Genomic DNA, 13,181 nt, shown 5'->3' with positions numbered 1-13,181 from the left:
CGAACCGGTGGTCATCCATGACTCGTGGACGGGCAAGGCCAACGAATCCCTGTTCAAGCCCTTCTACCAAGCAACCAAGGACGCCCGCACCGAGCTGATGAAGGCCGCGGCGAGCCGTACAAGGCCTACAAGACCCGTCTGTCGATCGCGCTGCGTCTGCTGTGGCCCAAGCGCCCGGAATCGCGCTCCCCGTTCTGGCGGCCGGACTGGCGCATGAGCATGGTCGCCGAAGCCTCCGTCCGCCACTGGACCGTCGCCTTCAAGGCCGTCCAGACCGGCCACACCCTTATCGCCCTGCGCAACGTCGACGCCGCGATCTTCTGGACCCCCGACGAGACGGCGCCCGACACCTACCGGATCGGGACCGGGTTCGGCGAAGTGAAGGCTAAGACGTCGTTTCCTTTGGCGGGGGTTGTCGTTGTGTTCGTATGACGAGTCTTGCTGAGCATCTGGTCTCGGATGAGTTGTGGGAGTTGTTTCGGCGGGTGGTGCCGGAGACAGTGGTGGTGCGTCCGCAGGGCGGGGGCCGTCGGCGGGCCGGGGACCGCGAATGTCTGACCGCGATCGTTTTCGTGGCCACGTCGGGGTGCTCCTGACGGCAGTTACCGCCGGTGTTCGGGCCGGCCTGGCCCACCGTCTACCGACGTTTCGCGCGGTGGACTCAGCAGCGTGTCTGGGCCCGTCTGCACCGCGTCATCCTCGACGAGCTCGGTGCCCAGGGGGGATTGGACTGGTCTCGATTCGCCGTTGACTCCGTCAGTGTCCGCGCCCTCAAAGGGGGCAGCTGACCGGACCGAATCCGACCGACCGCGGCAAGTTGGGATCGAAAATCCATCTCGTCGTCGATCGTGCCGGCCTGCCTGTCTCTGTCGCCATCTCGGCCGCCAACACCCACGACAGCCTGGCCCTGCAACCCCTGGTCATGGGGATCCCGCCGGTCCGCAGCCCCCGTGGACCGCGGCGTCGCCGACCGGCAAAGCTCCACGGCGACAAGGGTTACGACTATCCCTACCTGCGGCGATGGCTCCGCGAGCGGAACATCGTTCCTCGCATCGCCCGCCGCGGCGTCGAGAACTCACAACGACTGGGCCAACACCGCTGGGTGGTCGAGCGCACCATGTCCTGGCTCGGCGGATGCCGCCGCCTCCACCGACGCTACGAACGCAAGCCCGAACACTTCATGGCCTTCACCGCCATCGCCACCAGCCTCATCAACCACCGCCGACTCACCAAGTGAAACAACGTCTAAGGACTGCCGTACCGCCCGTCGCGGCCAGAAGATGGGGGCCGTCCCGGCCGGACCGCCAACCCTCAGCGGACGCGCCTGAAGCAGCATTGGGTTTCAGTCGCTTCGGTCGCTGTGCGGCACCGGGACGCTTTTCGCAGTCGCGCTGTCGCGGCGGAAGGCGCGTCGGCAGTCCTGCCGGAGCCCATCGCGCCAACGGCGCCACGATGGCGTCGCTCGCGAACGCGCTCCGGACGGGCTCGCTGGTGAGCATGATCCCGGAGGGCACGACGTGGTGCGGCCTGGCATCCGGTCGTTTCACGACGGCGACGTTCCAGGCGGCCATCGACGGCGGCGTCCCGGTCCGCCCGATCGCGCTGAGGTACCGCCCGGCCGACGGCCGCGAGACGAGCCGTCCCGCGTTCATCGGCCCGGAGTCGCTGATCGCGTCCCTGCGCCGGGTCGCGGCCCTGCGCGGGCTGGTGCTCGAGATCCACATCTGCCCCGGAGATCGCCGCGGGCCGCGCGGAGAACCGTCGTGAGCTGGCGGCGCTCGCCGAGGCTGCGGTGCATTCGGCGCTGGGGACGGTGCAGATCCCGGCCCAGCGGCGCCGGAGCATCCAGCGGGTCCCACCGGCTTCGCCTCCTGCGAAGTGATCCGGGCCTGTCGCCGCGATCCGGCGACAGGCCCGGGGTAGGAGGCTTTCGCGGTTTTGCGCGCGGGCCTGTCATCGGATGACGATGACAGGCCCGCGCGCCGATCTTCCGCGTGGACTTCGACGGCGGCTGCGGCTCGCTTGGCCAGCTCGGCCTGGCTCGGCCCGTCCGGTCGGCTCGGCTTACCCGACCCCGTCCGAACTCGGTCCAACCCGATCGGCCGGCCCGTCCGGCCGGTTCGCCCGTCTGAGCTCGGTCCAACCCGGCTGGCTCGGACCGTCAGGCCGGACACGTCCCGCTGACTCGGCGCGCTGGACTGATCGGTCTGCCGCGCGCGCCCGGTCTGCGCCGGGCACGCAGCCGCGCTCCCGTTCAGCTGATGGCGAGCGTGAGCTTCCCGCCGGGGTGACCGTCCTCGCTCTCGATCTGCGCGGCGGCCGCGTCCTCGAGCGGGTAGCTCTTGCCTTGGGCGATCCGGACCCCGCGGTCGGTGACCCAGCCGACGATCGCGGTCAGCACCTCCCGCGACTGCTCGGGACCCGAGTACGGGATCCCCAGCTCGTAGGCGGCCTCATCGGCGATGGTGACGATCCGGTCCTTCGTGCCCCGCAGCTTGACCGACCCGGACAGCACCCCGTGCCCGGCGGCGTCGCACACGGCGTCCACCGGTCCCGGCGTGGCCTCGCGAACCCGCTCCTCCCAGCCGTCGCCGTAGAGGACGGGCACGACCCCCAGCGACTTCAGGTCGTCGAGGTTCCGGCTGCCGGCGGTGCCGATGACGGTAGCGCCCTGTGCGACGGCCACCTGCGCGGCGAAGCGCCCGACCGTGCCGCTGGCGCCGTGGACCAGCAGCGTCTCGCCTTCGCAGACCTCGAGCAGTCCGAGGACGCGAAGCGCGGTCTCGCCGGCGACCGGCAGCGCCGCCGCGTCTGGCCACGAAATGCCTGCAGGCTTGGGCGCGAGCGCCTTCGCCAGCGCGTACTCGGCGTAGCCGCCGGTCTCGGGCCAGCCGAACACCTCGTCGCCGACAGCGAACTCCGCGCCCTCGCCTGCGGCGTCGACGACGCCGGCCACTTCGAAACCGGGGGTGTGTGGGAAGGAAACCTGGAAGTTCTGCCGCTTGGAGCCGTTGCGGATCTTGCAGTCGAGAGGGTTGATCCCGGCGGCCCGGACGGCCAGCCGCACCTGCCCCGGGCCGGGTTCCGGCACCGGGACCTCGGACAGCTGCAGGACTTCCGGTCCGCCGTAGGCGGAGAAGGTGGTCGCTCGCATGGGTTCTCTGCGTTCCTCGAGTTGTGACTTCGAATGTTGGCGGATGCGTTGCCGTGCCCAGAGCGCCGAGACCGTGGGCACGATCGCGGGGCGTTCATCGCGGCCGGAGGCTCAGGAACCAGCCACGTTCGTGGGCGCGGTCCAGCCGGTGGATCGGATCCACTCGGCCAGGTCCAGGGTGGCCGGCTCGATCGCCCGCACAACCGCAAGATCCGACGGGTGTTCCGCCGCCTTCGCGAACTGGCGGAACATCGCCCTGTCGAGGTCGCTGGGAAGCACGCTCAACGGGAGGGCCTCGTAACGTGCCGGGAGCCCGGCGCGCGCGCCGAACGCCGCGGCGATCTGAGGGCCCGTGAGCTCGTCGCCGACGAGCTCGACGGCTCCGCCGGGTGCCTCCGCGGTGTCGAGCAGGAGCGCGGCGGCGACCCGGCCGACGTCCCTGAGCGAGATCATCTTCAGGGCGACGTCCTCCGGCAGCGGCAGCCTCAGCACGATCTCTCCGTGCTCCAGGCTCGGTGCCATCTTCTCCATGAAGGGGGCCGGGCGAACCATCGTGGCCCTGAGGCCGGACTTCCTCAGGTGCTCCTCGATCGAGTGCTTCGAGTCGTGGTGCGGCACACCCCACTCCCGGTCCGCGCCGATGACCGAGTTGAACACGACGTGCGGGACGCGTGCCGCGACCGCCGCGTCGACGAGCGCGGTGCCGATGCGGATCTCCGTCTCGACCTCTTCGAGGCTGTTCGCCTCCGGGGTCATGAAGTAGAACCCCTCGACCGCCGTCAGCGCGGCGGCCAACGACGCCGGGTCGTCGGTCCGGATGGTCGCCAGCTCGACGCCGCGGGCGGCCAGCGCCTGAGCCCGGTCGGACTGCGGGTTGCGGACCAGGGCCCGCACCGTGGCCTTGTGATCCCGCAACGCGTCGACCACGAGCCCGCCCTGTCGCCCCGTCGCGCCGAAGACTTCGATCGTGCCGGTCGTCTGTGTGCTCATCGCTGCCACCCTTCACTAGCGGCCTCGACCTTGATCTTTTGTGACATGTCTCTACGGTGCGGTCTGCGGCGCCAGGCGTACCACCGGTATCACGCCAGGTTCTTCCGATAACCCGCCAGTGGCGGGTAGCCTCGATGGCGTGTCCGACTCCAGCGGCGAGCCGAGCTTCTGCACCGACGATGCGCCGTTGTCGGTGCCGCTGGCCCATGGCGCCGAGGTGGCCGCGCACTTCCACGACTACGGCCAGCTCCGCTACGCCGCGCGTGGGGCTCTGGTCACAGCGACCCAGGTGGGCACCTGGGTGGCGCCGGCCAGTCGGATCATGTGGGTGCCGCCCTTCGCGGTGCACAGCAGCACGGCGTACGGCGAGACGGACATCCGGGTGCTGTCGCTGCCCGTGACGCTGACCGGACAGCTGCCGGCCGAGCCGTCGGTCTTCGTGGCGAGCGCGTTGCTGCGCGAGGCCTATCTGGCGCTGATGAGCGAGGGCGAGCCGCTGGAGAGCCCCCGTGCGCGGCTGCTGATCGACGTCGTACTCGCCGAGCTCGCCCGCGCCGCACAGGAGCCGCTGCGCCTCCCGGAGCCGAGCGACCGGCGTCTCAAGGCGGTCACCGATCTGCTCCACGTGGACCCAGCAAGCCCGGCGACCCTGGCCGAGCTGGGCCACCGCGCTGGCGCCAGCGAACGCACCCTGAGCCGACTGTTCGGCAGCGAGCTGTCGATGAGCTTCCGTCAGTGGCGCACCCTGCTGCGCATTCAACGGGCGCTGATCGAGCTCAGCGACGGTGCCTCGGTCACCGCCACGGCGATTCGGCTGGGCTGGTCGAACCCCAGCAGCTTCATCGACGCCTTCACCGAGCTGGTCGGTCAGACACCGGGGGGCTATCGCTCGTCGGCTCGGTCCTCCGGCAGCTCCCATGGGTGAGAGGTTGGCGGGGTAGCCGTATTTCCTGGCGGAACATCGGTAGCAGCCCAATGGTGCGGGAGCTCACGCTGGGGGGTGTCCCAGTGGTTGTCAAGCCGCTGCTGGGGCAGGAGCGGCTTCGGGGCGGTAGTGAGTCCCGTTGCGCAGCATCGCGTGGAGGACGTCGCAGTGTCGGCGGGGTCAGGCAGATCAGCGCGGCGTTGTGCTTCTTGCCTTCGGCGCGTTTGCGGTCGTAGTAGGTCCTGCTGGTCGGGTCCGGCAGGGCGGCGAACGCGGCGAGGAAGAACGCGCGTTTGAGCTTGCGGTTGCCGTGCGGGCGGGGTGCTCGCCTTTGATGCTGGTGCCGGAGCTGCGGGTGACCGGGGCGATGCCAGCGTAGGCCGCGAGACGTCCGGAGCTGGCGAAGTTGGAGGCGTCGCCGATCTCGAGGAGGATGCGGGCTGCGGTCCTGACGCCGATGCCGGGCATCGAGGTCAGGACCCCGGCAAGAGGGGTGTGCATCGAGTATCCCCTCGACCTGGGCGGCGACCTGTTTTCGTTGCTGGAGAACGGTTTTGAGGCTGTCCACGAGTCGGGGCAGGACCGTGTCTGCGGCCGCGGTGCCGGGGACGGTGACGGTCTGCTCGCCGAGCGCGGTCATGATCGCCTCGACCAGTTTGTCGCCCATGCCAGGCGCGTGGACCTTGGCGATCACGGTGAGTCTGCGGCGGCCGGCCCTGGCGATGCCGGTCGGTCCGCCGCAGCGGGACAGTATTTCCAGCACGGCCGGGTGGCTGATCTTGGGGCCGATGGCGTGCTCGAGGGTGGGGTGGATGCCAGTGAGCAGGCCGCGGATCCGGTTTGCTGATCCGGGTAGCTTCGCCGGCCAGGTCGTCGTCGAACCCGACCAGCACCTCCAACTCGGCCAGGGCCTCGTCGCCGACATCGACCGGGCGCAGGGTGTGGGGCAGCGAGCGGGCGGCATCGGCGATGACGAACGCATCCCGGGCATCGGTCTTCGCGCGGCCGAGGTAGAGGTCGGCGATGCGGCGCATGGCCAGGCCAGGCAGGTAGGCGACCCAGTGACCGGCCGCGCGAGCGACCGCGACGGGCAGCGCCCCGATCGTGGCCTGCTGGTCGGCCACGACCAGCAGCGTTCCGTGCCGGGCGAGTTTGTCGAACAGGGCTCTCAGTTTGGGTTCGGTGTTGGGCAACGGGGCGTCATGCAGCCGCTTGCCGTCCGGGTCGAGGCCGACCGCGTGGTGGGCATCTTTGCCGACGTCCAGGCCGAGGAACACGCTGAAACTGCTGCTCATCCACCATGCCGTTCGCTCGTCGCGAGTGGTCACCGGGAGGGCATCGAGGGCCGGCACCCACGTTACGACGAGACCTGCCAGTTGGTGGCCGTGTCCCTCTCAGCGGTCCCTCGATGCCACCAGACCCGGTCCCCCCCCCCGGATCATGCCTTCGACTGGGGGCGTTAGTCATGCCGGGCCTGGCGACCACAGCTCCTTGAACAGGAACTACGAAAAAGGTAACTGTGATAGTCGACCTGCGGCCCGGGTTGGGTTGCTGCCAGGCTGGCGTTGACGTTCCGGCATGACCCAGAACGGTAACTGGCGGCTCGTCAGAGCTTGCCGTGCCCCCGAGATGTCTGCCGGACGTCGACGTCGGCCTGGCCCACCCCGTTGGCTTGATCAGCAGCTTGTCCGCCATCTCGACGTGACTCATCACAGTTCTGCCACGCGGTGACTCCACCCAGGCCGGCGTCGACCACGGTCGTCCAGCCCTTGAAGGAGAACAACCGCGTGACCATGCTCGCAGAACAGGTCGACGGCGTCATTGGCGTCGACACTCATCGAGACACTCTTGCCGCAGCAGCCGTAAGCCCCATCTGTGCTGTCCTGGCCAGCACAGATTCGCCAGCCAACGCCCGTGGATACCAGCTGCTGCTGGACTTCGCCCGCCACCACGTTTCCGGCCGTCGCTGCTGGGCGCTGGAAGGGACAGGCTCATACGGCGCCGGGCTAGCGGCCTTCCTCGACGCGCGCGGAGAGGATGTCGTCGAGGTGTGCCGACCCAAGCGCCCCGCGGTCCGAGGCGGACGCAAAACGGACATGCTTGACGCCGTCCGCGCAGCCAGGGAGGCCCTGGCGACCGAACACCTCATCCGCCCACAACGCCGCGGTGAACGCGAAGCACTTCGCGTCCTTCTCACCACCCGGCAGAGCGCCGTCCTGGCCTCCACGGCTGCAATCAACTTGCTCAAAGCGCTGATCGTCTCAGCGCCCGACGAGGTCCGCGTCGAACTCCGAGGCATGAAGAGCAAGGACCAGATAGCTCACTGCGCACAGTTGCGCGACCGGCCCACCCAGGACATCGAACACCGCATGACCGTTTGCGCGCTGAGAAGCGCGGCTCAGCGGATCGAGGCCCTGCGCGCTGAAGCGAAGGAGCTCGAACTGGAACTCCTCGCTCTGGTCCGTACCCTCGCCCCCGCGCTTCTGGCCCTGCAGGGGGTTGGTCCCATCAGCGCCGCTCAGATCTTGATCAGTTGGTCGCATGCTGGGCGCTTCCGGTCGGAGGCTGCGTTTGCGGCCTTCGGCGGCGTCGCTCCAATCCCCGCGTCATCAGGGCTGACCAACCGGCACCGGATCAACCGCAGCGGCGACCGGCAGCTCAACCGGGCACTCCACACGATCACCTTGATCCGCATGCGCCTTGACCCTGTTACCCGTGCCTACGTTGCCCGGCGAATCAGCGAGGGGAAGACCGCAAGGGACGCCCAACGCTGCCTCAAGCGCGCAATCTGCCGACACGTCTTCAAGCTCCTCGAACGAGGAGACCAGCCCGCGCCTCCAGTCGCCACTGTCGATCTCTCTCAAGCAGCTTGACTTGATATAGCAGCCTCGGGGGCCGTACCGCCCGCTAGGGCCGGAGCGTGTGGGCCGTCCGTCTCAGCCTGCCTGCTCCCTCGGTGAACATGCCTTGTCGGCACTGGGTTTGAGTCGCTTCGGTCGCTGTGTAAGACCAGGACGCCCTTCGAGGTCGCACCGCCCCAGCGGCTGGTGGGACCGGGCTTGGGCAGACCCGGATCTGCTGGGCTTACGTGTGAAAGGACCCTCCGGCTCAGGGGGCACGCCGCTCCCGGGTACCTGAGGCTCGGTCGCTTCAGTCGCTTGGGTAGCTGTACTCGGCAGGGAACGCCTGAACAGTCAGCGACCGAGCGGCTCTTCAGTCGCTGACTCGTCAAGCCAGCAGAACTGCCAGGTCAGCGCGTTCTCCTTGAGTGAAAGCGACTGAAGCGACCGGACAGCGCATATACGGGCTCCAGAGAGTATGCGCGTGTGCGTTATATAGAGAGAGCTTCAGTCGCTTCAGTCGCTGCTTGGTCTTTCTGCCCCCGCCTGAGCTGGCCTTTTGCTGTTGCCGACCCGCAGCTACCGAACTGTCCTGGGTCGCTGTGTCGTTCTTTCGGCCGCTGGACGAGTGTTATCCGGTCGCATCATCGACACAGGAGCACCGTTGTTCTGCATGTGCTCCACGACCCCACCGTCCCCGTTCGCTAGGCTGTGTCTGTCATTGAGTCGCTTCGGTCGCTAGTGGGGGGTGCAGATGCCTGCTGAGCTGCAGTTTTCCCCCAGCGACTCACGCGACCCAGCCATCCCCGCTTCTTCAGTTGCTCCGGCCCTCGCCACTGCCCAAGCCTGCGCCCGCCGCGGTTGGCCCGTGCACCCCCTTGCGCCAGGCCGCAAGACACCGGCCGCGAACTGCAGCGACTGCCGTGCCAACGCCCACGCAGCGACTGGCTGCCCCTGCCTCCGTGCAGGCCGCTGGTGCCACAGCTTCCACGCCGCCACCCTCAACCAAGACCGCATCCAGCAGTGGTGGGGGCAGCACCCGGAGTTCGGCATCGGCGTCTCCTGCGGCCTGGCCGGCCTGGTCGTCATCGACATCGACACCCACGGCACCCAGCCCCCGGCGCGTGACCGGATCCTGCCCGGCATCCCCATCGGCGACCAGGTCGACCTCTCCGGCCTCGCCAACGGTTTCCACACCCTCGCCGTCCTCGCAGCCCTCTGCGGCCAGCAGAGCCCCGCCGACGACACCACCACCCTGCGCGTGCGCACCCCCTCCGGGGGCCTTCACGTCTGGTACCGGGCCACCGGCAACCGCCAATGGAAGTCTTCCGCCGGCTCCGGCCCCGGCCGTGCCCTGGCCTGGCAGGTAGACATCCGCGCCCACGGCAGCTACATCATCGCCCCCGGCACCACGACCCACCACGGCAGTTACACCCCCATCGGTGAGGCCCGCGAGCCAGCGGCCCTTCCTTTGTGGCTCTCTCAAGAACTCGACCGCACTGGCCACTCGCCCGCGCCCGCCGTTCCCGCTCCCCGGGCCGTTCCGCCGCGCGCCCAGCAGGCTGTCCTTGCCGCCGGCGGCCGCCGTGGCCAAACCGAGCACACCCTCGCCGCGGTCCTGGCGCCCGTTGAAGCCTGTGGCCAAGTCGGACAGGGCGCAGGCTTCTCCGACACCCTCAACCGGGCCGCCTACACCCTCGGCGGCCTCATCGCCGCCGGCCGTCTTTCCCAGCAGGAAGCCGAACAGGCACTCAAAGACACCGCCGCCGCGGCCCGCCCGGGCCAGGAGCTGCGCATCGAGCAGATCATCCGCAGCGGCCTCGCCGCAGGCCTGAAGAAGCCCCTCCACGCCACAGGGAGGCGCCCGTGACCTCCCCAGGCATCGAGCCGCTCTTCGAGTTCGACCCCGAAGCCGTCGCCGCCCAGATCCGCGCGCAGAACCCTGCCGCGCCGCTGCCCGTCCAAGCCACCGCTGAGCGGCCGAGCGGCGAAGCGACCGCCAACGGGCTCCTGCCGGACACGCTGACCGACCGCGGTAACGCGAAGCTGTTCGTCAAGCTCTACGCCAACGACTACCGGCACGTCCCCAACATCGGCTGGTACCGCTGGGACACGACCCGCTGGCAGATCGACGAAGACGAAACCGTCCTGTGGGCTGCTGGCGATCTCGCCGAGACCATCGCCTCCCACGACCCCCGCGGCCTGTTCACCACCACCGCCCTGCACAAGCACCGCACCCGTGCCATGTCGACCTCCGGCATGAACGCCATGCTCGTCCAGGCCCGCTCAGCGCCCGGCATGGTCCTCAAAGCGGACCGCCTAGACGCCGACCCCTACGCCCTGTGCACGCCCCAGGGAGTCGTCGACCTGCGCACCGGGCTGCTCAGGGCCCCCGACCCGAACAAGGACTTCCACTCCCGCTCCACCACCGTCGGCCCGCAGCAGACACCCATCCCGCGCTGGCTGCGCTTCCTGACCGACACCTTCGGTGACGACGCCGAAGGCCTGCAAATGATCGACTACCTGCAACTACTGCTCGGATACTCGATCACCGGCGACGTCGGAGCCCAGATCCTCCCCTTCCTCTGGGGAACGGGAAAGAACGGCAAGTCCGTCCTCCTGGACGTCATGATGAAGCTGCTCGGCGACTACGCCGACGCGGCCCCTCCCGGCTTCCTGATGGCCAAGCCGTTCGAAGGCCACCCCACCGACCTCGCCGAACTCCACGGCCGGCGCGTCTACGTCTGCTCGGAAATCAAACCCGGCGACAAGTTCGACGAAGCCCGGGTCAAACACCTCACCGGCGGCGACCGGATCAAAGCCCGCCGCATGCGACAGGACCCCTTCAGCTTCGAACCCACCCACAAACTCTGGCTGCTGGGCAACCACCGCCCCGAAGTCGGCACCGGCGGCTTCGCCTTCTGGCGGCGCATGCGCCTGATCCCCTTCGAACGCGTCGTCCCCGACGACCGCAAGATCGACAACCTGGCCGACCTCCTCGTCATGGAAGAAGGCCCCGGCATCCTCGGTTGGCTCATCGACGGCGCCCGCCGCTACCTCGGCGGCGACCGCGACCTCACCGGCCCCGAACGCGTCCGGATCGCCACGACCGCCTACGCCGAAACCGAGGACCACACCGGCCGCTTCTACGAGGAATGCTGCCGGCTCGGCCCCGACCTGCGCGCCGAGCAGACGACGCTCTACGCCGCCTACACCACCTGGTGCAACAATGAAGGCGCACTGGTCATGTCCTCGCGCGCCTTCGCCTCCCGCACCCGGGAACTGGTCGGGCTGGCCTCACCCAAGGGCATGATCCTGTCCAACCAGCGCAAGTACTACCCGGGCATCGGACTGCTCACCGACGAAGAGAGGGAAGCCAGCGCATGAGTTCCCTGATCGATGCGGACGAGATCAGCCACGAAGTCGACCTCGTATGGCTGGAAGACGTCGACCAGCTCGACTACGTACGCCAGAGCCTGGACCGACTGCCCACCCGCAAGGGCAAGCCCGCCTACCACCGCGACGGCCGCATGGTCGGCTACGCCATCCTCGGCCCCGACGCCAAGGCTTCCCGCGCCTCTGGCACGTTCCGCCGTCGCGTCTTCTGGGTCCTGCCCCACGACCGCGACACCGAGCCCGACGGCCTGTACGCAAAGAGCGCCCCCGCCGAAGCCGTCGACCCCCGCACCCTCGAACCTCGCGTCAAGGGCTACAAAACTGAACGCTCCGAAGGCGGCCCGCCCTCTCTCGCCATGCAGGAGCTCGGCATACAGCTCCCGCTGTAACACCGGGCCCATGACCTCACCTCCCTCCCGGCAACCTGCCTGTGCCAGGGCCGACGCTCTCCGACCGCCGACACGGGTACCGGCAGACAGCTGGCCCCCACGGAGGGAGGGGGGCGGACGTACACAGGGGGCGGACGTACACACCCATCCGGGAAACGGGCCCTCAACCCCATCATTCGTATGGGTTACATGGATGGGTTAAGCAGTGGGCTAAAACTTCATGGTGCCGTCCCATCGCCGCATACTGCCATGCTGTGGTGCGGCCTCCGTGCCGCGCGCGAGGCACGGCACCATTGCGCGCTGGCCCGCGTGGTACTGCGCGATTGCGTCCGTCCTCCGGGCAACCGCGTCGAGGGACGGGGCCCGTTCGTCCTTTTGCACCGTCATAATGGGGGCATGGCTGCCAGCGCTCAAGCATCAGCGTCCCGGACACCGGATCCGACCGGGGGGTACGCCGAGGACCTAGCGCTTTACCGGGAGAAGTTCCATCGGCGGTTGCCAGCCTCACTCGAGGACTTGCGCGGCCCCGAGCATGGAGACGTGGCACTGCCGTTGCACGTGGCATGGAGCGGCATGACCGTCTACAACCTGGACAAGCCGCGCCAGCGCATGGGCCTGTACCGCACGGTGCTGCACGAGGGTTTGAGCGAAGACGTCTCGCGCTACCTCAACAGAGACCTGCTTGTGCAGATGTGGCCGGTCCTGCGCACCCTCGTCGGCCGCACAGTACGCGCGGTGTGGGAGGACGCCTTCCCCCAGTTGGCGGCCAGGGGGCGAGCGACCGCGTGACAGACATGCCGGAGCTGCACACAAGGCTCCTGGCGGACGTGATCGCCCTTGGTGCCCCGTATCCCCTGGTTCTCACCGGCGGATACGCCGTACGCGCGCACCGGCTCGTCGACCGTCCCAGCCAAGACCTTGACGTCGCCACCGAGAACCCTGCCCCGATGGTCGACATCGCCACCGCCATTCGCGACGGGCTGCAGGCACGAGGCTGGCACGTGCAGTCGCTGGAGACCGCACCGCTGTCGGCCCGCTTCACAGTCACCGACCCCGTCACCGGGGAAGAGTGCGAGGTCGACATTCTGAAGGAGATCTTCTGGCGTCCGGTCGCCCAGAGTCGCTACGGCCCCGTCCTTGCGGAGGAGGACGTGATCGGTACCAAAGTCCGTGCGCTCGGTGACCGCGGTGCCCCTCGTGACCTGATCGACGTGTTCGCGGCCTCCCGGCGCTGGAACACCGCCGAGCTTGAGGAATTCGGCCGACGCCACGCCCGGGGGCGCTTCGACCGCGAGGACCTACAGGCCAACCTCGCGGGTGCCGATTGGACCGACGACGAGGCATTCGCCGCTTACGGCCTCGACGCGACCACGATCACCGCCCTGCGCCGCTGGGCAGTGGCATGGGCCGACGATCTCGCAGCCCGCATCCTCGAGGAAGACGGTGCCACGGACCTCGACTGAGACCATTCCCGCGCCTACACCGAG

The 13,181-nt window shown here is 68.8% G+C and carries 10 protein-coding genes and 3 pseudogenes; 10 read left to right on the top strand and 3 right to left on the bottom strand.

Annotated features, from left to right (window positions below):
• The first annotated feature begins 24 nt into the window (after window positions 1-24).
• From OHU34_RS44580 to OHU34_RS44570, 3 genes and pseudogenes are all read left to right on the top strand, one after another.
• Window positions 25-432: a hypothetical protein gene (locus OHU34_RS44580; RefSeq protein ID WP_331733512.1), complete on the top strand. Its 408-nt coding sequence runs from the start codon at window positions 25-27 to the stop codon at window positions 430-432.
• Window positions 429-1,237, top strand: a pseudogene (locus OHU34_RS44575) (IS5 family transposase). The gene OHU34_RS44580 and the pseudogene OHU34_RS44575 overlap by 4 nt, the downstream one beginning before the upstream one ends.
• Window positions 1,238-1,446: 209 nt before the next feature.
• A pseudogene (locus OHU34_RS44570) lies at window positions 1,447-1,882 on the top strand (1-acyl-sn-glycerol-3-phosphate acyltransferase); the annotation flags it as partial.
• Between the two features lie 372 nt (window positions 1,883-2,254).
• Here the strand turns inward: OHU34_RS44570 and OHU34_RS44565 are convergent.
• Window positions 2,255-3,154, bottom strand: a complete 900-nt coding sequence (locus tag OHU34_RS44565) for an NADP-dependent oxidoreductase (protein WP_331733509.1) — start codon at window positions 3,152-3,154, stop codon at window positions 2,255-2,257.
• 111 nt (window positions 3,155-3,265) lie between these two features.
• Window positions 3,266-4,144 carry an NmrA/HSCARG family protein gene (locus tag OHU34_RS44560; RefSeq protein ID WP_331733506.1) on the bottom strand — a complete coding sequence of 293 codons (879 nt, stop codon included), beginning with the start codon at window positions 4,142-4,144 and terminating at the stop codon, window positions 3,266-3,268.
• A 139-nt stretch (window positions 4,145-4,283) separates the two neighbouring features.
• Here OHU34_RS44560 and OHU34_RS44555 point away from each other — a divergent pair, with 139 nt between their 5' ends.
• Window positions 4,284-5,069: an AraC family transcriptional regulator gene (locus OHU34_RS44555; protein WP_331733504.1), complete on the top strand. Its 786-nt coding sequence runs from the start codon at window positions 4,284-4,286 to the stop codon at window positions 5,067-5,069.
• A gap of 90 nt (window positions 5,070-5,159) precedes the next feature.
• On the opposite strand, the pseudogene OHU34_RS44550 reads toward OHU34_RS44555, so the two are convergent.
• Window positions 5,160-6,364, bottom strand: a pseudogene (locus OHU34_RS44550) (IS110 family transposase).
• A gap of 492 nt (window positions 6,365-6,856) precedes the next feature.
• On the opposite strand from OHU34_RS44550, the gene OHU34_RS44545 reads away from it, so the two are divergent.
• From OHU34_RS44545 to OHU34_RS44520, 6 genes are all read left to right on the top strand, one after another.
• Window positions 6,857-7,942, top strand: coding sequence for an IS110 family transposase (locus OHU34_RS44545; RefSeq protein ID WP_331733498.1), 1,086 nt, complete (start codon window positions 6,857-6,859; stop codon window positions 7,940-7,942).
• An 835-nt stretch (window positions 7,943-8,777) separates the two neighbouring features.
• Window positions 8,778-9,779: a bifunctional DNA primase/polymerase gene (locus OHU34_RS44540; RefSeq protein ID WP_331733495.1), complete on the top strand. Its 1,002-nt coding sequence runs from the start codon at window positions 8,778-8,780 to the stop codon at window positions 9,777-9,779.
• Window positions 9,776-11,296, top strand: coding sequence for a phage/plasmid primase, P4 family (locus OHU34_RS44535; RefSeq protein ID WP_331733493.1), 1,521 nt, complete (start codon window positions 9,776-9,778; stop codon window positions 11,294-11,296). Before OHU34_RS44540 ends, OHU34_RS44535 begins: the two co-directional genes overlap by 4 nt.
• Complete coding sequence (locus tag OHU34_RS44530) at window positions 11,293-11,694, top strand: DUF6009 family protein (RefSeq protein ID WP_331733490.1); 402 nt, start codon at window positions 11,293-11,295, stop codon at window positions 11,692-11,694. Before OHU34_RS44535 ends, OHU34_RS44530 begins: the two co-directional genes overlap by 4 nt.
• Before the next feature lie 396 nt (window positions 11,695-12,090).
• Window positions 12,091-12,483 carry a hypothetical protein gene (locus OHU34_RS44525; protein WP_142270018.1) on the top strand — a complete coding sequence of 131 codons (393 nt, stop codon included), beginning with the start codon at window positions 12,091-12,093 and terminating at the stop codon, window positions 12,481-12,483.
• 5 nt (window positions 12,484-12,488) lie between these two features.
• The gene (locus OHU34_RS44520) at window positions 12,489-13,157 is read left to right on the top strand and encodes a nucleotidyl transferase AbiEii/AbiGii toxin family protein (RefSeq protein ID WP_331734007.1); all 669 of its coding nucleotides are present in this window, start codon (window positions 12,489-12,491) and stop codon (window positions 13,155-13,157) included.
• Window positions 13,158-13,181 lie beyond the last annotated feature (24 nt).

The sequence above is a fragment of the Streptomyces sp. NBC_00080 genome, from assembly GCF_045041255.1.
GTDB classification, from domain to species: Bacteria; Actinomycetota; Actinomycetes; order Streptomycetales; family Streptomycetaceae; genus Streptomyces; species Streptomyces coriariae.
This window is presented reverse-complemented; position numbering and strand designations above follow the sequence as displayed.